General features: G+C 68.3%; 20 protein-coding genes. 9 read left to right on the top strand and 11 right to left on the bottom strand.

Features of this window, described 5'->3' with window-relative positions; genetic code table 11:
* Positions 1–11: 11 nt before the first annotated feature.
* From ACFV2O_RS16400 to ACFV2O_RS16390, 3 genes are read right to left on the bottom strand one after another with little or no spacing between them, the layout of a single operon-like run.
* Positions 12–2,105 (bottom strand): MMPL family transporter, encoded by a 2,094-nt coding sequence (locus ACFV2O_RS16400; RefSeq protein ID WP_379252541.1) that lies wholly within the window; start codon positions 2,103–2,105, stop codon positions 12–14.
* 11 nt (positions 2,106–2,116) lie between these two features.
* A complete protein-coding gene (locus ACFV2O_RS16395; RefSeq protein ID WP_355078000.1) occupies positions 2,117–2,650 on the bottom strand; it encodes a hypothetical protein in 534 nt (177 codons plus the stop codon).
* Between the two features lie 6 nt (positions 2,651–2,656).
* A complete protein-coding gene (locus ACFV2O_RS16390) occupies positions 2,657–3,013 on the bottom strand; it encodes a hypothetical protein (protein WP_356966110.1) in 357 nt (118 codons plus the stop codon).
* 153 nt (positions 3,014–3,166) lie between these two features.
* Here ACFV2O_RS16390 and ACFV2O_RS16385 point away from each other — a divergent pair, with 153 nt between their 5' ends.
* The 3 genes from ACFV2O_RS16385 to ACFV2O_RS16375 are packed head-to-tail and all read left to right on the top strand — an operon-like array spanning position 3,167 to position 5,560.
* Positions 3,167–4,180, top strand: coding sequence for a YncE family protein (locus ACFV2O_RS16385; protein ID WP_379252477.1), 1,014 nt, complete (start codon positions 3,167–3,169; stop codon positions 4,178–4,180).
* Positions 4,180–4,479, top strand: a complete 300-nt coding sequence (locus ACFV2O_RS16380; RefSeq protein WP_355077997.1) for a DUF5703 family protein — start codon at positions 4,180–4,182, stop codon at positions 4,477–4,479. The genes ACFV2O_RS16385 and ACFV2O_RS16380 overlap by 1 nt, the downstream gene beginning before the upstream one ends.
* A gap of 4 nt (positions 4,480–4,483) precedes the next feature.
* Positions 4,484–5,560, top strand: coding sequence for a quinone-dependent dihydroorotate dehydrogenase (locus ACFV2O_RS16375; protein WP_379252476.1), 1,077 nt, complete (start codon positions 4,484–4,486; stop codon positions 5,558–5,560).
* A gap of 9 nt (positions 5,561–5,569) precedes the next feature.
* Here ACFV2O_RS16375 and ACFV2O_RS16370 read toward each other — a convergent pair whose 3' ends face one another.
* Positions 5,570–5,959 (bottom strand): hypothetical protein, encoded by a 390-nt coding sequence (locus ACFV2O_RS16370; RefSeq protein WP_379252475.1) that lies wholly within the window; start codon positions 5,957–5,959, stop codon positions 5,570–5,572.
* Between the two features lie 760 nt (positions 5,960–6,719).
* On the opposite strand from ACFV2O_RS16370, the gene ACFV2O_RS16365 reads away from it, so the two are divergent.
* The 3 genes from ACFV2O_RS16365 (at position 6,720) to ACFV2O_RS16355 (ending at position 10,960) form a co-directional block, all read left to right on the top strand.
* A complete protein-coding gene (locus tag ACFV2O_RS16365) occupies positions 6,720–8,201 on the top strand; it encodes a PfkB family carbohydrate kinase (protein WP_379252474.1) in 1,482 nt (493 codons plus the stop codon).
* The gene (locus tag ACFV2O_RS16360; RefSeq protein ID WP_379252473.1) at positions 8,198–8,938 is read left to right on the top strand and encodes a GTP cyclohydrolase II; all 741 of its coding nucleotides are present in this window, start codon (positions 8,198–8,200) and stop codon (positions 8,936–8,938) included. The genes ACFV2O_RS16365 and ACFV2O_RS16360 overlap by 4 nt, the downstream gene beginning before the upstream one ends.
* 189 nt (positions 8,939–9,127) lie before the next feature.
* Entirely contained in the window at positions 9,128–10,960 is a 1,833-nt protein-coding gene (locus ACFV2O_RS16355; RefSeq protein WP_355077992.1) for a long-chain fatty acid--CoA ligase, read from the top strand.
* Positions 10,961–11,406: 446 nt separating this feature from the next.
* On the opposite strand, the gene ACFV2O_RS16350 is transcribed toward ACFV2O_RS16355, so the two are convergent.
* From ACFV2O_RS16350 to ACFV2O_RS16335, 4 genes are all read right to left on the bottom strand, one after another.
* A complete protein-coding gene (locus tag ACFV2O_RS16350; RefSeq protein WP_379252472.1) occupies positions 11,407–11,676 on the bottom strand; it encodes a hypothetical protein in 270 nt (89 codons plus the stop codon).
* A gap of 159 nt (positions 11,677–11,835) precedes the next feature.
* The gene (locus ACFV2O_RS16345; protein ID WP_379252471.1) at positions 11,836–12,114 is read right to left on the bottom strand and encodes a hypothetical protein; all 279 of its coding nucleotides are present in this window, start codon (positions 12,112–12,114) and stop codon (positions 11,836–11,838) included.
* 1,936 nt (positions 12,115–14,050) lie between these two features.
* The gene (locus ACFV2O_RS16340; RefSeq protein WP_379252470.1) at positions 14,051–14,581 is read right to left on the bottom strand and encodes a class IV adenylate cyclase; all 531 of its coding nucleotides are present in this window, start codon (positions 14,579–14,581) and stop codon (positions 14,051–14,053) included.
* Between the two features lie 73 nt (positions 14,582–14,654).
* Positions 14,655–15,107: a winged helix-turn-helix transcriptional regulator gene (locus tag ACFV2O_RS16335; protein WP_379252469.1), complete on the bottom strand. Its 453-nt coding sequence runs from the start codon at positions 15,105–15,107 to the stop codon at positions 14,655–14,657.
* An 84-nt stretch (positions 15,108–15,191) separates the two neighbouring features.
* On the opposite strand from ACFV2O_RS16335, the gene ACFV2O_RS16330 reads away from it, so the two are divergent.
* Positions 15,192–16,502 carry an MFS transporter gene (locus tag ACFV2O_RS16330; RefSeq protein ID WP_379252468.1) on the top strand — a complete coding sequence of 437 codons (1,311 nt, stop codon included), beginning with the start codon at positions 15,192–15,194 and terminating at the stop codon, positions 16,500–16,502.
* A gap of 235 nt (positions 16,503–16,737) precedes the next feature.
* Entirely contained in the window at positions 16,738–17,868 is a 1,131-nt protein-coding gene (locus tag ACFV2O_RS16325) for an FAD-dependent oxidoreductase (RefSeq protein ID WP_379252467.1), read from the top strand.
* 207 nt (positions 17,869–18,075) lie between these two features.
* On the opposite strand, the gene ACFV2O_RS16320 is transcribed toward ACFV2O_RS16325, so the two are convergent.
* The 3 genes from ACFV2O_RS16320 to ACFV2O_RS16310 all read right to left on the bottom strand — a co-directional run bounded on the left by ACFV2O_RS16320 (position 18,076) and on the right by ACFV2O_RS16310 (position 19,128).
* Positions 18,076–18,303, bottom strand: a complete 228-nt coding sequence (locus ACFV2O_RS16320; protein WP_379252466.1) for a hypothetical protein — start codon at positions 18,301–18,303, stop codon at positions 18,076–18,078.
* A 96-nt stretch (positions 18,304–18,399) separates the two neighbouring features.
* Positions 18,400–18,774 carry a DNA-directed RNA polymerase subunit beta gene (locus ACFV2O_RS16315; RefSeq protein WP_379252465.1) on the bottom strand — a complete coding sequence of 125 codons (375 nt, stop codon included), beginning with the start codon at positions 18,772–18,774 and terminating at the stop codon, positions 18,400–18,402.
* A gap of 129 nt (positions 18,775–18,903) precedes the next feature.
* The gene (locus tag ACFV2O_RS16310; protein ID WP_379252463.1) at positions 18,904–19,128 is read right to left on the bottom strand and encodes a hypothetical protein; all 225 of its coding nucleotides are present in this window, start codon (positions 19,126–19,128) and stop codon (positions 18,904–18,906) included.
* Between ACFV2O_RS16310 and ACFV2O_RS16305 the strand changes: the two genes are divergently transcribed.
* Positions 19,127–20,464 (top strand): hypothetical protein, encoded by a 1,338-nt coding sequence (locus ACFV2O_RS16305; protein ID WP_379252462.1) that lies wholly within the window; start codon positions 19,127–19,129, stop codon positions 20,462–20,464. The two genes, ACFV2O_RS16310 and ACFV2O_RS16305, sit on opposite strands and share 2 nt — an antisense overlap.
* Positions 20,465–20,689: the final 225 nt, after the last annotated feature.

Below are 20,689 nucleotides of genomic sequence, written 5' to 3'. Positions count from 1 at the left end.
TTGCCGGTGTCCTACCGCCAGATCAGTTTCAGCACCGCGGGTGTCAGCAGCATGCGGATGACGGTGGCGTCCAGGATCAGGGCGGCGATCATGCCGTAGGCGATGTATTTCATCAGCACCAGATCCGAGAACCCGAACGCACCGGTGACCACGATGAGGATCGCGGCGGCGGAGGTGATCACGCCGCCGGTGTGGGCGATGCCGTAGCGGATGGCCTCGGGGGCGTCCGCGCTGGCGGCACGCGCTTCCGACACCCGCGACAGCAGGAATACCTCGTAGTCGGTGGACAGCCCGAACACCACCGTCACGATCAGCGCCAGCACCGCGAACATCAGCGGTCCTGGCGTGAACTGGAAGATCCCCGCGCCGTGCCCCTCGACGAACATCCAGGTCAGCATGCCGAGGGTGGACACGAGGCTGAGCGCGCTCATGGCCACCGCTTTCAGGGCGAGCACCAGCGAGCGGAACGCCGCGTACATCAGCGCCAGCGCCGCGGCGACCAGGATGGCCAGCAGTACCGGCAGGCCGTCGAGCAGGCCGTTGATGCTGTCGCGTTCCAGGGCCGGCACGCCCGCGACCATCACCTGCGTGCCGGGCGGTTCGGGAATGGCGCGCAGTGCGGCGATCACCCGGTCGGCGTCGCGTTTGTCGGTCAGCCCGGCGGCGAGCACGTTGATGCCGTCCTTGGTGGGTGCGGCGGGTTCGAAGCGTCCGGTCAGGCCGGGGATCTGGTTGGCGGCGTAGCGGATGTCGCTCAACTGCTGTGGGTCGGCGCCGACCACCACCAGTTTCAGTGGCTCGGTGCGGAAGCTGGGAAACACGGCGTCGAAACGTTCCTGCGCCACTCGCGCCGGGTTGTCGTCGGACAGATAGCGTTCGCTCAGGCCGCCGAATTCGATGTGACGTATCGGGATGCTCAACGCCAGCAGGGCCAGCACGATCGGTACGGCCACCGCCAGGGGGCGGCGCATCGCCCACAGCGCCAGGCGAGAGAAGAAGCCGGCGTCGATCTGGGCCTCGGTCTTGCTGCGGGAGAAGCGTTTCCAGCCCAGGAAGTCGATGCGGCGCCCGACGATGCTCAACGCCGCGGGCAGCGCGGTCACCGACAGCAGCGCCGCCAGCAGCACCGAGCTGATACCGCCCAGCGGCACCGAGCGCAGCACCCCGTTGGGGAAGATGAACAGCGCCCCGAGGCTGAGGGCGATGATCGCGGCGGAGAACAGCACGGTGCGCCCGGCGGTGGCGACGGTGCGGGCGGTGGCCTCTTCGACGGTGTGGCCCGCGGCGAGTTCCTCGCGGAAGCGGGTGACGGTGAACAGGCCGTAGTCGATCGCCAAGCCCAGGCTGACCAGGGTCATCACGGCGCTGGCGAAGACGTTGACGTCGAGGTGGTCGGTCAGCGCCCGCAGCGCGCCCTGGGTGCCCAGGATGGTCATGCCGCCGATGAGCACCGGCAGCAGCGCGCCGATCACGCCGCCGAACACGAAATACAGCAGGATCGCCACCAACGGCAGGGCGATCATCTCCGCGCGTTTGATGTCGCGTTGCATGCCGGTGTTGATGCCTTCGACGATCGGCTGCAATCCGGCCAGTTGCACGGTCGTGCCGCCCGGGCCGCCGCCCGCGTGTCCGGCGCCGAGATGGTCTTCGATCGCGGCGTAGTTCTGCACCGTCGCGGTGCCCGAACCGCGCAGGCCGACGCTGGCGAAGGCGTGGGTGTGCGTGGCGTCGGTGGCCTGGGCGGAGAACGGGCTGTCCCAGTAGCTGTCGATCTTCTGGATGCGGTCGGGGTAGGCGGCCAGCAATCCGGCCAGGTGCTGGGTGACCGGGCCGCGGACGGCCGGGTCGTCGACGGTGGCGCCGTCGGGTGCGGTGTAGAGCAGGATCAGGTCGCTGTCGGTGTCGCGGCCGAAGGTGCGGTCGGCCAGTTCGGCCGCGGCCACCGATTCGCTGCTCTCGTCGAACCAGCCCTCCTGGGTCAGCCGCCCGGCCAGGTCGCGGCCGTACCAGCCGGAGACCAGCACGAACAGTACGAACAGGGCGAGAACGAGGTAGCGGTTGCGGTGGACCCACCGCCCCCACCGCAGTGATCCGGAACGGCGCATCGCGTCGCGGGTCAGCCGCAGGCCGGGGTGCGGTAGTCGGCCGAGCGCAGGATGCCGCACAGGTCGGTGCGCGAGATCTTCCACTTGCCGTCGACGAGCACGAAGTGCACGACGGTGGTGCGGACCGCGGCGCCGGTGCCGTCCTTGTCCAGCCGCATGGTGGCGGTCAGGGTGCCGTCGTGGTTGTCGAACACCGGATCGGTGACGCCGTAGACGGCGCGCGGGTTGTCCTGCAGCGCCTTGTACATGTCGGGGATGGCCTGGCGGAAGGATTCCCCGTCCTCGATGAGGGCGGTGCGTTCGCTGTCGGGCAGCGCCGGGTCCAGTGCCCGCTTGATCTGGGCGTCCAGGTCGGCGGCGGTGGGCAGCGGCGGGTGGGCGGCACGGGAGGACACGGCGATCGAGGACGACAGCGACGCGTTCGCCGAGGACCGGGCGGCGTCGACGGCGGCCTCGTCGGTTCCGGTGTCGCACGCGGCGAGGACCGCCGTCAGCAGCAGACCGGCGGCGGTGAGCGCGGCGCGGGCGAGTGGTGTGTGGGTCATCACTTCCTACATACCTTCGATGACGGAGCTGATCCGTCCCAGCAGGGCACGCACGGTCGTGACGTCCCGTCCCGCGGCGGCCTCGATCGTCGCGGTGTCGGGGATCATATCCCGCACCAGGGCGGCGACACTGCGCTCGTCGTCGAGGTCGATGTCGGTGACCGTGGCGTCGGCGGTGGCGAGCACGTCCTCCGGGCCGGGGACGGCATCGCCCAGATCGCGGCGGTAGATCTCCAGTGTCAGGGTGGCGCGGACCGTGCGGAACGCGAAGGGGTGGCCCTCGGCGGTGGTCCCGAAGCCGTGCGCGTGGGGGCCTACGGTGATGTCGTCGATGACAAATCCCGACGTATGGTCGGCTTTCAACCCGGATCTCCCTGTATCGGACAGTGTGGTCTCCACCGTAGCCGCCGCCGACGACATTCCGCTCGAGCCGCCACCCCGGTCGGTCGGTTGGTTGCCGCATCATGGTCAGATGGTGAGGTTGCGGAAAATTCGTCGGTAGAAGGAGTTCGGTGGATGCGTCCTCGCGGCTCGCTCGTCTCGGTGTTCGCGGGTGCGGCGGTGCTGGTGTTGCTGGCCGGCTGCTCCTCCGGCTCGGGCGGCCCTGATCTGCCGACAAGGGAACCGGCCACCCCCGCGGTCGCGCCTGCGGTGACGACGCCGCCGGTCGGGCGGGTGCTGCCCGCCGGTCCGCTGGCTGAGCTGCAAGCCGATTCCGGCGGCGGGTTGCTGGCCGGTCTGGACGGTTCGGTCCTCACCGTGCTCGATCCCGCCGCCGCCGCGCCGGTGGTGCGCACGGTGACGTTGCCCGATCGCGCGGGCGGTCTCACGCCGGGCAAGCCGGGTGAGATGCTGGCGGCCGCACCGGGGCGGGTGCTGCGGGTGGACCTCGCCTCCGGGGCGGTGTCCGCGGTGGCCGTCGACGGCGATGTGCGGTCGGTACGCGCACGCCACGACGGCGGGTTGCTGGTCGGGACCGCCGACGGCCGGGTGCTGGACCTGGCACCCGACGGTGCGGTGACCCGCACGGTGTCCGGGCTCGTCTCCGCCGACGTGCTGGCCGAAGCCGGCGGGAACCTGACCGTGCTCGACCGGCATCAGACCGCCATTTTCGAACTCGACCCGGGCGAACAGCGCCCCGGATTGGCGCTGCGCGCCGGTGACGGGGCCACGCAGTTGATCGGCGACACGCGCGGACGGTTCGTGGTCACCGACACCGCGGGCGGCGAACTGCTGGTCTACACCGCGGGACCACTCGTGTTGCGGCAGCGTTTCCCGGTAGGATCTTCGCCTTACGCACTTGCCTACGACCAGCGGTCGGACACCGTGTGGGTGACGTGCACGCAGCGCAACGAGGTCGTCGGATTCGACCTGTCGACTGGTATACCGAAGGAAGTGGGCCGCTACGCCACCGTCAGGCAACCGAACTCGGTGGCTGTCGAGCAACGCACCGGTGATCTGTTCGTGGGGTCCGCGACCGGCGACGGTCTGCAACGGATCGGTGCGGACGATCGGAAGAGAGGGCACTGATGGCTCGGACACCACACGCGGACGAGGATTCCGCGGCATCTACCGAACCGGCAGCACATCGGGGGCGCGGGCGCGCACTGCCCGCGGGCTGGGAAACCACCAGCGACGACTACGAGTACGTGCCGTTGCGGCTGCCGCCGGATGTCACGCGGGTGACCGCGTCCATGCGGCTGGCGATCCAGGCGGAGTTCGGCGGTTGGGAACTCTCGCGGGTGCGCGCCTACACCGACGGCAGCAGGCGGGTGCTGCTGCGGCGGCGAAAATCCGCCCTACTACCCCAGCCCGAACCCGGAATGTGAGCCGATGTACGCCCTGCTACTCCGACTGATGTTCCTGGTCGCGCCGGAACGCATCCACCACCTGGTCTTCGCGGTCATGCGGCTGGCCGCCTGGCTCGCGCCGCTGCGCTGGGCGATGAGCAAGGTCCTCGTCAGCCGCGATCCGATCCTGCGCGCCGAGGCGTTCGGGGTCGAGTTCCCCGCGCCGCTGGGCCTGGCCGCCGGTTTCGACAAGAACGCCGACGGTGTGGATGCCTGGGCGCCGCTGGGGTTCGGTTTCGCCGAGATCGGCACCGTGACCGCGCAGCCGCAGCCGGGCAATCCGGCGCCGCGGCTGTTCCGGCTGCCCGCCGACCGCGCTCTGATCAATCGGATGGGGTTCAACAATCACGGCGCCGCCGCGGCCGCCGAACGGCTGCGTGCCCGGCGTGGTGGGGTGCCGATCGGCGCGAACATCGGTAAGACGAAGATCGTGGCGCCCGAGGCTGCGGCCGCGGACTACGCCGCCAGCGCCGCGCTGCTGGGGCCGCTGGCCGATTTCGTCGTGGTCAACGTCAGCTCCCCCAACACGCCGGGCCTGCGGGATCTGCAGGCGGTGGAATCGCTGCGGCCGCTGCTGCGGGCGGTGCTGGACAGTGTGCGGGTGCCGGTGCTGGTGAAGATCGCGCCGGATCTGTCCGACGAGGACATCGACGCGGTCGCCGATCTGGCCGTGGAACTCGGCTTGGCGGGGATCGTGGCCACCAACACCACCATCCGCCGGGACGGTCTGCGCACCGACGCGGCGCAGGTGGCCGCCATGGGGGCGGGTGGCTTGTCCGGTCCGCCGGTCGCCGACCGTTCGCTCGAGGTGCTGCGGCGGCTGTACCGGCGGGTGGGTGATCGGCTGGTGCTGATCTCGGTCGGAGGTATCGAAACCGTCGACCAGGCGTGGGAACGCATCCTGGCCGGGGCGACGTTGTTGCAGGGCTACACCGGTTTCATCTACGGCGGCCCGTTCTGGATGCGCAGGATCCATCGTGGGCTGGCGCAGCGGTTGCGTGCCGGGGGCTATCGCAGCATCGGTGAGGCCGTCGGCGCGGAGCACAAAGCCCACGCCTGAATCAGGTGGTCAGCCGAGCACGAACGGTGGTTCGGCAGTGCGGGTGCGCACTCGCCGGGATCGTGGTCGATGCCCCGGCGGTGCCGGATCTCCCTTCGGCCGCAATTGCTGGCCCAGCCGAGCGGCCATTCGCTTGGCGAGCAGGATCACCGCGTGGTCGCGCAAGATGCCCAATTGGTCGGCATAGGCCTCGACGCGGGCCTGGGTCATGCGGTCGTGCACGACGTGCGGGTCGCTGAGCAGTTCGTCCAAAGACATCCCGGCCAGTGCCTGGCCCCGGGTCAGCCGCCGGTCCGGTAGCCAGCTCAGCCGCCAGCTGTCGGTCGCGTCGGTGTCGCGGTAGGCCGATTCCGGGGTTATGTCACTGGTCATCGTCCATTCGGTGGTGTGTATGGTCATCGCGGTCTCCGGTGCAACAGGTGGAGTGAGGCCGGCTCCAGGGTGCTGAGTTCGATGATCACGAATGCCTCCTGTCGTGCATCCGCTGGTGCGGCGCGGTGCAGGCGCCGCATCGTGTGTTCCGCCGGTCCGGCGGGCGCGGTGGGTGTGCCCGGGCCGGAGAAGTCCGCTGCCGGGCCGGGTGGTCCAGGGGATGGCTCGCTGCTGTGCGGCGGCCGGGGGCACCGCGGTATCGGGCGAGTCGGTGGGCGTCGCGCGCCGAGGGTGGCGTGCGAGGCTGGATCGGCGCGGTGGCAGGCGCCATGGCTGTGGGATTCGGGAAGCGGAGTGGGTAGCGGCCGTCGGGCCGGGAGGCCGGGGGCGCTACGGCGTGTGGTCGGTGTACCGGTGTGCCGCCGCGAGGCGGGTGCTGACCGGTGCGTTGCCGCGGAGAGTGTCCGGCGGCTGGTTCAGTCCCTCACCTGCTTGGGCACCAGCTCGGTATCGGATCCGCCGGAGCGGTGTTGCCGTCGCCGTCGCGGCTGCCGTATCTGAAGAATCATTCTCATCACCAGCCCTCCCGATGTGCCTGGTGGTGCGATGGGGATCGCCACATACAGTGTGGCATTTGCCGTTCCCCGCGCGCAATTGCCGTTGTAATTTGGTAATTGACAATTTGCCCGCTGGCTAAACCCGATTTGCGTGGCCAACATGCGCGCGACGGCCCGGTGTCGCGCCGATAGAGGAGGGTGGCATCGCCATGGTCCCGCAGGATTCGGGAATGGTTGCCGTTCGCAATATCCTCACCCGCTTGTGCAAACGCTCCGGCCTGAGCTCGGATCGGTTGCGCAGCACCGAGATCGACGTACTACCCCTGCTGGATCTGCTGGCCGTGCGGCAGTACGCCCGGCGTGCGGGCGTCGACCGGGAAGAGGCGGTGTTGCCGCTGGTGCGCGAACTGGCGCTGCGCTTGGACCCCACCCACCGGCTCGTCGTCGACGCGGAACTGTCACTGGGGCTGCTGCGCGAAAACCCGCCTGCCGGAGTGGATCCCGGCCGGCTCTACGCGCCGGACCTGGGTGAGCGGCGCGAATATCTCGCCGAGCGGTGGGCGGTGTTGCACGAATCCCTTGGGGCGCAACCGATTCCCGGCACACTGACGGTGCGCTCACTGCGTGGCGCTCCCGAGCGCCGGGCGTTCACCGAACTGGCCGCGCAACTGGCCACGGCATCGGTGTTCGACGGCGCGCACGTCGTCGACTTCGGTGCCGCGACGGAAACCGCTGCGGCCGAAACCGTTCCGGTGGACGACCGCAGTGTGGTCACGGTGATCGGCGACGCGGTCATCGACCACATGTACGTGGTCGACCGTATCCCCGGCTCCGGCGCGACCGCGCGCGGCAGCTACCGGGAGCATCCCGGCGGCAAGGGCCTCACCCGCGCCGTGGCCGCGGCCCGGCTGGGGCTGCGGGTGCGGTTGATCTCGGCGGTCGGCGACGACGACGCGGGCGATCGCATCCTGGAATACCTGCGCAGCGAACGCGTCGAGACCGAACTCGTCAAAGTGGTGCCTTTCGCCCCGACGCCCGTGACCGCGGTGATCGTGGCCCGTACCGGAGCCGCGAGCACGATCGGCTGCAAGGACGAGCGAATCCGGTTGAGCGCGCAGGAATTGCGCACCGACGCGATCCGTTCGGCGATCGCCACCGCGGACGCGGTGCTGCTGACGTTCGAGCAACCCACCGGCGTCATCGAGCAGATCATGGGGCAGCTGCGCGAACTGCCGCGGCGGCCGCTGGTGGTGGTGCATCCGGCGCCGCGATTGGAACGCCCGCAGTACCTGTATCAGCATCTCGGGGCGGTGGACTACCTCGTCGGCGGCGACAAGGACCTGCAAGCGCTGGCGATGGCCGGCGATGACGCGACCCGGTGTGGCGAGCCGACCGCCACACGGCTGCGCGCGCTCGGCGTCGGCGCGGTCTGCGCGATCCAGGATTTCCGGTGCGAGGTGTGGTCGGACCGGGTCAGCGACCGATTTCAGCCGTTCCCGACGGCGCTGGAGGACTCGGTGGGCGCTCACGCTGCCTTCTCCGCCGCCCTGGTATATCGTCTCGTTTCGACGCGCCGCCCCGCCGAACGCAAAGACTACGTCTGGGCGACCGCCGCAATGGTGGCGACGCAATCGATCGGGGATGTCCCCGGGGCAATGCCACTGGTGAGTGAGGTCGAGCGAATTTACAAACTCGCTACGGAGGAGCATTGACCAACGTTGTGGATCCTGCCGACACCGAGCATCGGTTCCGTCGCAACGGGCAAGATCTGCGAGTTCGGGTGGTGGAGTTGACCGGGGAGGGCGAGAAGGGGCACCTGCTGCTGTTCGGCGCGGTCGCCGACGGCTGCCTGGTGCGGGTGCACTCGCGCTGCCTCTACGGAGAGGCGCTGCGGTCGCAGGACTGCGACTGCGGGCCGGAACTGGACAAGGCGCTGGATCTCATCCAGGCCGCGGGCTCGGGCGTGCTGGTCTACCTGGAACAGGAGGGCCGCGGCGCGGGCCTGATCGCCAAAGCGCTGGGCTACCGGGAAAGCGAGCGCTCGGGCGCGGATACCTTCTCCAGCTACGAAGCCCTCGGCTACCCCGCCGACGGGCGCACCTACGTGGCCACCGCTCGCGCGCTGGCCGAACTCGGACTGCGTTCGGTGCAACTGTTGACCAACAATCCCGCCAAGGTCGAGGCCCTGCGGCAGGAAGGGTTGCGGGTCACCCCCGTGCCGTTGCGTACCCGGGCGCTGAGCGAACGCGCCCGCGAGTACCTCGAGGCCAAGCGCACCCGGCGCAAGCACTGGATCCCGACCGACTCCGCGCCGTGGGCGTTCGACGAGCACGACAGCGATCCCACCGGCGAACCTCGGGGGGCTGTGGACGCGGTCGTGCTCGCACCCGGTGAGAACGTCCGTCCGCGTCCAGGGCCCGGCGCCGCGCCGGATCTGATCGGTGCCTGAAGGATTGTTGAAGTTTGCCCCACCCGGCTTCCCGCCTGTGGCTACCATGAGTGAGCCGCGCCACATGTGGCGCGCCGACTCGTAGGACCGACAGCGCCTTCGTCGCGCTGTGTCACGGCTTCGAGTCCTGGATCGGGCGTCGGCGCAGACCGGCGCCCGGTTCACGCCAGCGCTATCGGGAACAGGGATATGACGACAACAGAAATCGGATACGCGCATCAGTCGGGCAAAACGGTGTACACCGTTCCCGCCGCATTCCAGGAGACCGCGCGGCTGCGCCCCGACCAGATCGCCTTGCGCAAGGTGGGCGGCACCCAGCAGTACACCTGGCGCGAGTACGCCGAACGGGTGCGTTCGATCGCCGCGGGCCTGGCCGGGCTCGGCGTCGGCCACGGCGACACCGTCGGCATCATGCTCACCAACCGCCCCGAGTTCAATCTCGTCGACACCGCCGCCCTGCATCTGGGCGCCACCCCGTTCTCCGTCTACAACACCAGCTCCCCCGAGCAGATCACCCACCTGTTCACCAACGCGGGCAACAAAATCGTTGTGACAGAACAGGTCTTCCTCGACCGGATCACCGCCTCCGGCGTACCGGTCGACCACATCATCCTGGTCGACGGCCCCGCCGAGGGCACCGTCACCCTCGAAGAGGTGGAGGCCGCGCCCGCCGCCGACTTCGATTTCGACGCCGCCTGGCAGGCCGTCGGCGCCGACGATTTGGCCACCCTGATCTACACCTCCGGCACCACCGGACCGTCCAAGGGCGTGGAGATCACCCACCGCAACGTGCTCGCCCAGATCATCGTCCTGGTCAGTGGCCCGCTGCAGGTCGGCCTGGACGACCGGGTGGTGTCCTACCTGCCCGCCGCGCACGTCGCCGACCGGATCTCCGCCCACGCGCTCAACCTGCTCACCGGCATCCAGATCACCACTGTCCCCGACCCGCGCGAAGTCGCCGCCGCACTGCCCGACGCGCGCCCGACCACCTTCTTCGGCGTCCCGCGCGTCTGGCAGAAGATCAAGGCCGGTGTCGAGGGCAAACTCGCCGAGGAACCGAGCCCGGTCAAGAAAGCGCTGGCCAACTGGGCGATCAGCACCGGAATCGCCGCCGCACGCGCCGATCTGGCGGGCAAAGGACGCAGTCCCCTGCTGAGCGCGCAGCATCGGATCGCCGAGACGCTGGTGCTGTCCAAGCTGCGCCACGCCTTGGGCCTGGATCACCTGAAAGTCGCCTCCTCCGGCGCCGCGCCCATCCCGCCGGAGACCCTGGAGTACTTCCTGGGCCTCGGCTTCACCGTCAGCGAGGTGTGGGGCATGTCGGAAACCACCGGCGTGGGCACCTACACCGAACTGGACAAGCCTCGGCCGGGTTCGGTCGGGCGCGCGGCCGACGGCGTGGAGGTGCGACTGGACGCCGACGGTGAGGTGCTGGTGCGCGGCGCGATCGTCACTCGCGGCTACCGCAACATGCCGGACAAGACCTCCGAGGCCATCGACTCCGACGGCTGGCTGCACACCGGCGACATCGGCACCTTCGACGCCGATGGTTACCTGCGGATCGTGGACCGCAAGAAGGAGCTGATCATCAACGAAGGGGGCAAGAACATCGCCCCCAGCAACATCGAGAACTCGGTGAAGGCCGCCTCCTCGCTCATCGGTCAAGTCGTGGCCATCGGTGACGCCAAGCCCTACATCGCCGCCCTGATCGTGCTCGACCCCGACGTCGCCGCCCTGCGCGCCAAGGAACTCGACGCCACCGGCGAGGACATCGCCGCCCTGGCCGCCCGGCCGCAGATCGTCGAGGAAGTACTCGCCGCGGTCCAGGCGGGCAACGCCAAACTGTCCCGCGTGGAACAGATCAAACGCTTCACCGTCCTGGGCGCGGTCTGGGAACCCGGCGGCGACGAACTGACGCCGAAGATGTCGCTCAAACGCGCGCCCATCGCGGCCAAATACAGCGCGGAGATCGAGGCGCTGTACGCCAAGGAGCCCTCCGGCCAGGTGGTCAGCGTCAAGTAAGTCCGTCGAAAAGCGCTGTGGCCCAGAGCATCACGCCTGGGTCCACAGCGCCTTGTGGTCCCGGGCCTCAGAGACGAAGATCGTGGCCGTCATGCGACTGTCCCCACGCGCGACGAGATCAACAGTGGTTCCGGTAGTAACCGCGCGAAAAGCAACGGATACGGCGAAGGCGCAGTTCAGCGGCGGCGGTTGGCTCCCGGACCGAGCAACGCGGTGAGATCGCGCATCGCCTGCGGCGACGGTTTGAAGTAGCGGCGCAGGTTCTCGGCTTTGCGGTGCCGGGACTTGGCCATCAGCTCCAGCAGGCTGGCCCGGACTCCCCGAGGTGCGTCAGGCCGGAGTGTCGGAGTTCGTGCAGATCCCAGCCGGTTGCGGGTCCCTCGATCGCGGTGGCAGGGTCGAGCAGGTCCCGCGCCTGGTCGTAGGACAGCTGCGCCGGGCCGGTGTCAGGCAGAGGTCGCGCTCGGCGAGGTACTTGCCGGGCCCGGGCCGGCGGTGAGTGACGAACACCGGTCCCGGGTGCGTCCTCGGAGCAGTCGCGGCAACAGCCGGGCGGTGCCCGCGTCCCAGTACACCTTTTCCAAGACGTGCTCATGGTGGGCGGCACCGCGGCGGTGGGTGCGGTGTTCGGCGCCTTTGGACTTCACCCGGGCGCACCGTCCCGCCTGGTCCAGTTCTTCGATGTCGAGTTGGAGCAGTCCTCTGCGCGAGCGCATGTTTCGTAGAGCATCCGCCACAGTGTCTTCTCCTGGACATGGACCTCGCGGCGCGCGAGCGCGCCGGGGTGTCGAAGTCCGGCGAGGTCGACCGCGCAGCCGAGGCGGGCAGTTCCGGTCCGTCCCAGCCTTGTTCGGCGCACCAGCTCAGCCATTTGCCTACCGCGCGGCGCGGCGCGCGTTCCGAGTGTTGACCGCCGCTGCGCCCCACAGCGATTCCAGCGCTGCGCCGATCTCTGCGTCGGACACCGAGTCCAAGGCGCGCGAGCGCGCGATCAGTCCTTCGGGGCCGTGTCCGTCGAGGGCGTCGACGGTTTTGACGATCGCGATGCCGGAGGCGCGGCGGGTGTTCGCCGATCCGATCGTGTCCAGGAACGCCTCGGCGCTGCGCAGGGTCCGAGCCGGCGGGGTGCGCAGCCGGGTCACGGTCGCGGCCATCGGCCCACTCCCCTGGCTTGCCCCGGATAAGGGGACCGGGCATGTTGCGTCGCAGTCCGATCGCCGCAGTACGGCACTGACACTTCCCCGGATAGCAGACTGTCATCCGGGGAAGGAGATGCGCAGGCACAGCCCACCGAACATGTAGGCAGTATGCGGAGCATGATCGTGCGTTCCGCCGACTGGCTGGCCGCTTCAGGCAGCGCGGCATGCGGCATGAGCGTGCGTTCTCGGCACGCCCGGTGGAGCGTCGAATCCAGGATTCGACAGGTGAACACCGTGCTCGAATCCGCGACCTACACGACCGAATGCATCGGAATGCGGGTCGCTGATAGAGGTCACGGTCACGATCCTGGCCGCCGACGGCCCGACCGATCTGCAGCTTGCCACGGGTAGCGCCACGCCCGTGGCGGTGATGCAGGCTCTTCGAAAGTTCGGAGCGCTCTCCTCGCCGAAGCCCCTGCGATGGCCGAGGAGCTCTGTCACCCGGGGGCTCAACGGAACCGGGTCGAATTGGAAGTTCTAGCGATTGCGCTTCGCGCAACGGGTGCGCTTGTCACTACCCGGTCCTACGACACAATTTGACGGCATAATGGTGCGTCGCCGAGCGTTGAATGGCGGTGGACAGGGGGACTTGTGACGTCCGATGAGTTGCGCGGCGAATGCCGCGATCTGGTGGCGGTGCGTTCGCCCGACGGACACATCCAGCGCTGGTCGGTGACAGCGCGAGCCCTTGACACAGGTCGGTGGCGAGTCACGTTGACCGATGGGGCCGGCGGGGAATGGGTCGCTGAGAGCGACGATGTGTTCGACGGGTTCGCGGCGGTGCGAAAACTTCCGGAGGGCAGTGGTTTTCGATTTCTCGTTGTCGGCGCACGGCCGGAGTATTGGCCGACCTCGATGAGCAGTGGGATGGGTGGTGGGTTCGAGTTGTGGGCCCGCTACCGGTGTGGCCTTCGTAACGTTTTTCGTACTGCGATCGCAGGTGTGTCGCGAGGTCGCGGCTACCGGTACATATTTTCGCCCGCGCCCGCGTCGAAGGTTTCGACTGTCGAGCAACAGCACGCCTACCGCGAGCAGTGGCTGGCCTGGAGTCGGTTGAACTGATGTGACATTGGTACGAGCGCGCCTGCCTCCGAGGCACCGGCCAAGCTGTCCTGGCGCGCGATATGCGGCATGACAGTGCGTTAGCCGGTCAGAGCGGAGCCTCAGTCTGCCCGCCGCAGCCACTGAACCGTCATGACCGGGCGCGCTTCCAGCCTCGTGCTCGCTGTGCCGTTGCCGCCACTCGGTCCGGACACCACGGCGGCCGGCCCGGTATGAGCGGTTTCCGTGCTCGTGCGCTGCCGGTAGCTTCCCGAGCAAGGTCAGGGTTGGAAGGTGATTGCGGTGAGTCGTTCACCGTCGGCCCATAAGCGCGCGTCTCGCCTACCTGAAGTGGCCGCTGCCGCCGCTCACCGGGCGAGCCCCAGCCTGGCATCGGAGCTTGTGGTCGGGCCGGTGGCGGTAACAGGCATGAGGTCGCTCGCCGACGGGTCGAGGTGTGCGCAGCAGAACCCAGGCCCTCCTCGAAAGTTCCCGCCGCGGCGGATCCCTATGGATCTCCCTGGCAGGCACCGTGATTGCTGCCCTCGTGGCGACGTCTGGACCTCACGCAGTTGGCTTGCACCCACCGCAATAGGCAACACTTGTAGTAATCGCGCGGAAAACACCACATATGGCTGGACCAGCGGCGATGGCGTTGTGATCGGTTCGGGCTGCGGGCGGCCGCGAACACCTGCGTCGCCACGAAACCCGACCTCCACCACGCCGACCAACCTCATCGGTACCCGAGCCGAGCACCAAACACGCTGCGCCGCAGTCCGAACCAGTCGATCACCGCTGGTGAAGACAACTTCGTTGTTTTTCGCGCGATTACTACCAGAACCCCCAACACTCAGAACCGTAGTTCGCCGACAGTGTTGAGATCGATGCCGTGCCGCGCGTAGATCTTGATCGTGTTCTCGCCGGTCAGATCGGCTTCGGTGTAGCCGAGCAGTCCGGCGATCCGGATGACGTCGTCCTTGGTCGCGGCTTCGATCTCCAGATACGGCGGGATCCGCGGCCAGGTATCGATCTCGAGCTGCGCGCCGTCGAGGACGAAGCTGATCCGCTTGGTCTCCTGATAGGACTTCGCGGTGAAACCCAGCATCTCGAGCAGGGAATTGGCGGCGGCGAAGTCGTCGACGCTCACCTCGACTTCGTGGGTGCCGTCGATGGCGTCGCTGGTGATGTGCTTGACGGCGAGCGTGGTCCCATTGCCGTTGTCGCGCAGCCTGATCCACTTCGAGTCATCGCCCGGCGCGATGTCGTAGACGTAGCGGCGCATGAACCGCTCACCGAGTTTCCGGCCGCCCTTGTCGATGATGTGCTGTTCGATGGCGCCGGGGTCGATGTCGAGAATCTTGGCTTCGTGCTCGATGGGCACTGCTGACTCCTGTTTCGGATGGGCGGTCGATCGAACTTACCCGCCGCGCGCCGCTGGTACCGCCAACTCCTGCTCAGCCGACCTTGTCGACTCGGGTCGTTGCCGCTGTGAGGGGCTTGCCTGCCGGGGTTTGCGGGCGCAGTTCGGCGACCGGGCTGCCGTCGAGGTCCAGGAGTGTGGAGCGCGGCTCGTTGCCGGTGAAGGCGTGGCGTTCTCCCCACTGGCGCAACGCGACAATCGTGGTGAAGAGGTCCTGCCCGGCTTCGGTGAGTTCGTAGATGTGCCGCTTGCCGCCGGGGTTCGGGCTGCTGGTGAGGATGCCGTGATCCACCAGCCGACGGAGGCGGTCGGCGAGGATGTTCCGGGCGATCCCCAGGCGCTGCTGGAATTCGGTGAACGCGGCCGCGCCGTCCATGGCCTCGCGCACGATCAGCAAGCTCCACCGATCGCCCACCAGGTCGATCGTTCGGGCCACGGGGCAGGTGGGGTCGGTCCACTCGCGTGCGGAACCGAGCGGCGTCGTCATCGCACTCCTCCCTGTCGGTTGCAATACGAAACCATTATGCCTACGCTGTAATGGTTTCATTTTGCTACCAATTGTGGAGGTGTGGTGTCGACCGGAGTCACACGATCGCAGCGATGGATTCTGGCGCTGATCTGCGCCGTGGCGGTGTCGACCATCTACGCGATCCAGCCCGTAACCGAAGCAGCGGGACGGGATCTGGGGCTGTCGCCGCAGTCGCTGGGCGGGCTGGTCGCCGCCGGACAGATCGGCTACTTCGCCGGTCTGGTGGTCTTGGTGCCGCTCGGAGACGTGGTGAACCGCCGCCGCCTCATCACCGCGCATCTGGCACTCACCGCGGTGGGCACCGCTATCGCGGCCGCCGCACCGAACGGTGTTTTCGTGATGGCGGGGCTGGCGATCGCGGGATTCTTCGCAGTCGTGGTGCAGGTGACGGTCGCGTATGTCGCTGCCGTCTCCGAGCCGGGCGAGCGGGGCCGCAATATCGGGGCCGTCACCTCGGGCGTGGTGATCGGCATTCTCGGTGTCCGTGTCCTCGCGGGCGCGCTGGGCGATACGGTCGGCTGGCGAGCGGTCTACGCGCTGCTCGCCGCGTCCTGTGTGGTGCTCGCCATCACCGCCCGAGCGAGGCTCCACCCGGACCACAGGACGAGCGAGGTGCGATACACGCAGGTGCTGGCATCGATAAGACGGCTCGTGCGCACGGATCGACTGTTGCTGAGCCGGGGCCTGATCGCCCTGTTCCTGTTCGCGTCCTTCGGGACCCTGTGGAGCGGGCTCGCGCTGCCACTCGGCGCCGAGCCGTGGAAGCTGGGCACCACCGAGATCGGGCTGTTCGGATCGGCCGGGCTGGCCGGAGCGCTCGGGGCCGCCCGTGCGGGACGATGGGCCGATTCCGGTCGCGCGCAAACGATCACCGGCTGGTCACTTGCTCTGCTCACCGGCTCCTGGTTGCTCATCGCCCAAGCCCGATCGAGCCTCTGGCCGCTCATCGCCGGTATCATCCTGCTCGACTTCGCCGTCCAAGCCGTGCACGTGAGCAGCCAGCACCTGCTGACCACCGCGCATCCGAACCGCGCCAGCAGCGTCATCGGCGTCTACATGGCCTTCTACTCCCTCGGATCCGCCCTCGGCGCCATCACCACCACCTGGGCATACAGCTCGTGGGGATGGCGGGCCTCCTGCTGGGTCGGCGCGATCTACGCCCTGTCGGCACTGATGCTGTGGGGGCTGGGCCGACTCGGCGGCATCGCGCGCCCCGCCGACTCGAGTGCCGAAGGCGCGAAAGCGCGGACGAACGCCGACCCTCGGCTCTGGATTCCACAGCCCACAGCTCGTTCCGCGAGCGCCCCGCACTCGGAGCTGGAGTGCCGAGCCGGATCGTCGGAGCATCCTTGACGGATGGCAGGCATCCGGCCTGCCACTCACGCCTGCGCGCTCGGCGCGACGATCAGCGTCGAATACCACCGGCACGAAAACCGCTGTGCCAGAGTGTTTCCCGGGCTCCAGGATGGCTGGATGCCTGACGAGTTTCACGCTGCGCGTGGCCGTATGCGGCATACGGGGGATGGACGCATGCGGGTGCAAGCCGGGCGCAAGGACGGTGCAATCCCTACCCAGCACTCTCGTCACCATGACCAAGTCAGTAACGATCATCGGCGCCGGACTCGGCGGGCTCGCTCTGGCCCGCGTCCTGCACGTCCACGGCATCCCGGCCACGGTGTACGAGGCCGAACCGACCCCGACGGCACGCACGCAGGGCGGCATGCTCGACATCCACGACTACAACGGCCAACTCGCCATCGCGGCGGCCGGACTGATGGACGAATTCCGCGGCCTCATCCTGGAGGGCCGCCAGGCGATGCGGGTCCTCGACCCGAACGGGACCGTCCTGCTGGACAAACCCGACGACGGCACCGGTGGACGCCCCGAGGTGCAGCGTGGCGAACTGCGACAACTGCTGCTCGACTCGCTGCCGGCAGGCACAGTCCGATGGGGTCACAAATTCAGCGGCGCTCGCGCTCTCGGCGCGGGCCGCCACGAGGTCACCTTCGCCGATGGCAGCACGGTCGTCACGAGCCTGCTGGTCGGCGCCGACGGCGCGTGGTCACGGGTCCGGCCGCTGCTGTCCACCGCCGTACCCGACTACACCGGCGAGTCGTTCGTCGAGACCTACCTGTTCGACGCCGACACCCGCCATCCCGCCGCCGCGGAAGCGGTCGGCGGCGGGTCGATGATGGCGCCCTCGCCGGGCCGAGAGATCCACGCGCACCGGGAAAGGGGCGACACCTTGCACGCCTACGTGGTGCTCGCCAGGCCGTACGACTGGTTCGCCGCCATCGATTTCACCGATGCCGCCGCGGCCACCGCACGGATCGCGCAGGAGTTCGACGGCTGGGCACCGGAACTCACCGCACTGATCACCGACGCCGACCTACCGCCGGTCTGGCGCCCGCATTACACCCTGCCGATCGGGCACCGGTGGGATCGGATACCAGGGGTGACCCTGCTCGGCGACGCCGCCCACCTCATGCCCACGAACGGCGAGGGCGCCAACCTCGCCCTGCTCGACGGCGCCGAACTCGGCAACGCCCTCGCCGCGCACCCCGACGACATCGAGACCGCCCTGAGCGAATACGAGCAGAACATGTTCGCCCGCAGCACCGAGGTCGCCACCCAAACCGCCGAGCTCTTCGGGGACCGGAACGACGGAACGGCCCAGGGCCTGGTCGCCGCGTTCACCGCACGCGAGCACACCCCCTGACCTCGAGCCACTCCGTCGGGCATTCGTACCTGACGCGGGCGCGCGTTGATCGGCCACCCAGCTTCGCTCCGGATCGGTTGAAAAACCAGCCTTGTCAACGCGCGCTCGCGCCGAACACCCACATCGACCGGCAGCTACCCGAATTTCGATGGTTGCGCGACTACGACCGGAACCCTGCCCGGGGCCGCAGCGCGTTCGGGCCGACTTTCACGGCTCCAGATACAACCGCTCGCACGGCAGGCGCGGATGCCCGTCGGTGTCGTCCATCGACACCTCGACCGCGTCGTGCCAGTGCCGGGCGCGCCATTCCTGGACGAACAAGCACGCGGCGGTCACGCAGGCGACGAAATCCATCCGGACGCCGTGCCAGAACACCGACAAATGGACATCCGGCTCGGACGGCAGCGGAGACACGCCGCGCTGATCGCCGTTCACCGTTGCGGCTCCGTCGGCGCGTGTCGAACATGGAGACCGCAGCGTTCGAATCCGCCGATCCCGCAGCGCGTCAACGTGTTCCACACCGCAGGCGCATCATGCATACGCGATGCCCCGCTTCCGGCGAGCAATGCTTTCGGCCACGCATCCACGGATAGCGGCCACGACGACGCTTCCCGAGGGACGAAAAGCGCTGGCGGGTTGAGTGACCCACGCACGGAACGTGGTACCGCGATCGGCCGGACTCGGCAACGCCACGGTTCCACCAGCGCCCACGAGCGAGACATTGAGCCGGAACATCTCCGCGAACAGCGTGATGTCATCGGGAAGGTCGGGCTGCGTCAGATACGTCCACCGCTTCGACCGAGGATGCGACATGATCGGCCCGATAGCGTGGTGGTGCCGCTGCATCCATACCTTCACGTCCTGCCCCAGCGTGGCGGGCATGATCACCGCCCACGCCACCCCCATGCGTAGCACTATGCGCCCCACCTGAGGCGGATCGACCTCTGCGGGCAGATCGCACACCTGCCGGTAGTAGGCGCACCGGGACAGCGGCGTGTTCCCGAAAGGTACCCGGCCCATCATCAAACCCCCTGCTCAGATCAATCGACGGTCGAGATGCGCCCGATCCCGCGAATTGCGGAAGTCGCTCGGAAGCGGGAGTGGGCACGCGGTGAGATTCGCGCTGAGCTCCCTCTGGCCGGGCGCGTATTCAGCACACACTTCGGAGGCGTGGCGAGTAAGGTCGCAGCGGGTGTTGAAAGGTGGTGGATCGGCTTCTTCCGGTGACGAAATGGCGGGCGTGATGAACAGTGCGAACATGCACCTTTCCCAGTGGCTGGCCCGTTCCGGCTGGAGTCGCGGCGAATTGGCGCGCCGCGTGCGCACGCTGGCGGTCGAATGGGGCGAACCCCAGATCAGGCCCGACGCGTCCAGCGTGCGGCGCTGGGTGGACGAGGGAGAACGCCCGCGCCCGCCGGTTCCGGCAATCCTCGCGGATCTGTTCTCGGCGCACTTCGGATATCGCGTGACGACCTATGACCTCGGTCTGGGCGAGATGCCGACCGTTGACCGCGCCCTCGCTTACCACCCATCGTGGATACGGACACTGGAAGCGGTCGCAGACCTCGGGAGGGCAGACGTGGATCGCAGGAAGCTCCTTGCCACAGCTCCGTTCGCCGCCGTCGCGGCGATCGGGCCGTCCCGCGACTGGCTGCTGAACACTCTGGATCAGCTACCGGATGAACGTCGGCGAGTACGGCTCGAGGACGTCACCGCCGTGAAGAACATGTTCGGCACATTCCAAGAAATGGATATCTTCCAGGGCGGTGGCTCGGGGCGGCTGGTGCTGGCGGCCTACATGAACGAGCACGTGTACCCGCTGCTGCGGCGCACGCACACAGAAGACGTCCGCGTGGCGCTGTGCGGCGCGGCGGCCGAACAGACCTACCTGCTCGGATGGATGGCGTTCGACAACGGCGAGCACGGCGCGGCGCAGCGGTATCTGATCCAGGCGCTGCGCTTGGCCGAAGAGTCACGTGATCCCGCGCTCGGCGCGCACGTCCTCGCCGGACTGGCCGACCAGGCGACCTTGCTCGGGCATCCGCACGAAGGCCGACGCCTCGCCCAGGCGGGTCGCCAAGGCCTGGCGAAGGTGGACGCGCCCGCTTGCCTCGCGGACTTGTGGACCTTGGAGGCTCGCTCGCTCGCCGTCATCGGTGACAAGGCAGGTGCCGCGCGTGCGATCAACGCCGCGGAAAACGCGTTCGCTCGTGTCGAGCCCGATCGTGAACCCGAATGGGCTCTGTACATCGATCAGGCATACATCTGCGGTGAGTGGGCGAACGCGTTTCGCGACCTGGGACAGCCGAAACAAGCCACATCGCACGCCCGCCGATCGATCGCCTACGCCCGTGCGCAGAACCGCGCACGGCGAGGAGCGCTCTCGCACGCCGCGCTCGCGGTCACCCACCTGCAAAGACGCGACCTCGAGGCCGCTCACGCCACCGGGGTGCGGACACTGGATCTCGCCCGAAAGGTCAAGTCTTCTCGCTCAGTGGAAGCCGTGCGCGACATCCAACGGCGCATGGTCGCTTTCGGTCCACATCCTTTGGTCGCGGACTTCGCCGAACGCACCAGATCTTTGCTCGCGGCCTGACCGCGCAGCAGCCGGCTGGAAGGTAGCAGCGTTTCCGCGCAGAAGTGCACACGGTGTGGCGCACTCGCTCGTTCAGCGACGAATTCGAGACGGTGGACCGGCGGGTCATGCCAGTTGATCCACCACTTCACCAGCGGTTTCCGAGTGTCGATCTCCGTAGTCGCCGCCGAGCGCGGGAGTGGCTCGATCTCGGCGACTATCCGATCCTGTTCTCCGGTGGTCTTT

The sequence above is a fragment of the Nocardia sp. NPDC059691 genome (assembly GCF_042733915.1).
Classification (GTDB): Bacteria; Actinomycetota; Actinomycetes; order Mycobacteriales; family Mycobacteriaceae; genus Nocardia; species Nocardia sichangensis.
The sequence above is the reverse complement of the archived record's forward strand: the minus strand, read 5'-3'. Positions and strand labels throughout refer to the sequence as shown.

Excerpts from the sequence above, each read along its gene's own strand:
- ACFV2O_RS16350 (WP_379252472.1), bottom strand. The coding sequence starts at position 11,676 with ATGCGCTCGCGCAGAGGACTGCTCCAACTCGACATCGAAGAACTGGAC.
- ACFV2O_RS16310 (WP_379252463.1), bottom strand. The coding sequence starts at position 19,128 with ATGTTCGCACTGTTCATCACGCCCGCCATTTCGTCACCGGAAGAAGCC.
- ACFV2O_RS16325 (WP_379252467.1), top strand. The coding sequence starts at position 16,738 with ATGACCAAGTCAGTAACGATCATCGGCGCCGGACTCGGCGGGCTCGCT.
- ACFV2O_RS16365 (WP_379252474.1), top strand. The coding sequence starts at position 6,720 with ATGGTTGCCGTTCGCAATATCCTCACCCGCTTGTGCAAACGCTCCGGC.
- ACFV2O_RS16305 (WP_379252462.1), top strand. The coding sequence starts at position 19,127 with ATGCACCTTTCCCAGTGGCTGGCCCGTTCCGGCTGGAGTCGCGGCGAA.
- ACFV2O_RS16380 (WP_355077997.1), top strand. The coding sequence starts at position 4,180 with ATGGCTCGGACACCACACGCGGACGAGGATTCCGCGGCATCTACCGAA.
- ACFV2O_RS16345 (WP_379252471.1), bottom strand. The coding sequence starts at position 12,114 with ATGGCCGCGACCGTGACCCGGCTGCGCACCCCGCCGGCTCGGACCCTG.
- ACFV2O_RS16395 (WP_355078000.1), bottom strand. The coding sequence starts at position 2,650 with ATGACCCACACACCACTCGCCCGCGCCGCGCTCACCGCCGCCGGTCTG.
- ACFV2O_RS16355 (WP_355077992.1), top strand. The coding sequence starts at position 9,128 with ATGACGACAACAGAAATCGGATACGCGCATCAGTCGGGCAAAACGGTG.
- ACFV2O_RS16335 (WP_379252469.1), bottom strand. The coding sequence starts at position 15,107 with ATGACGACGCCGCTCGGTTCCGCACGCGAGTGGACCGACCCCACCTGC.
- ACFV2O_RS16375 (WP_379252476.1), top strand. The coding sequence starts at position 4,484 with ATGTACGCCCTGCTACTCCGACTGATGTTCCTGGTCGCGCCGGAACGC.
- ACFV2O_RS16400 (WP_379252541.1), bottom strand. The coding sequence starts at position 2,105 with ATGCGCCGTTCCGGATCACTGCGGTGGGGGCGGTGGGTCCACCGCAAC.
- ACFV2O_RS16370 (WP_379252475.1), bottom strand. The coding sequence starts at position 5,959 with ATGACCATACACACCACCGAATGGACGATGACCAGTGACATAACCCCG.
- ACFV2O_RS16315 (WP_379252465.1), bottom strand. The coding sequence starts at position 18,774 with ATGGGGGTGGCGTGGGCGGTGATCATGCCCGCCACGCTGGGGCAGGAC.
- ACFV2O_RS16385 (WP_379252477.1), top strand. The coding sequence starts at position 3,167 with ATGCGTCCTCGCGGCTCGCTCGTCTCGGTGTTCGCGGGTGCGGCGGTG.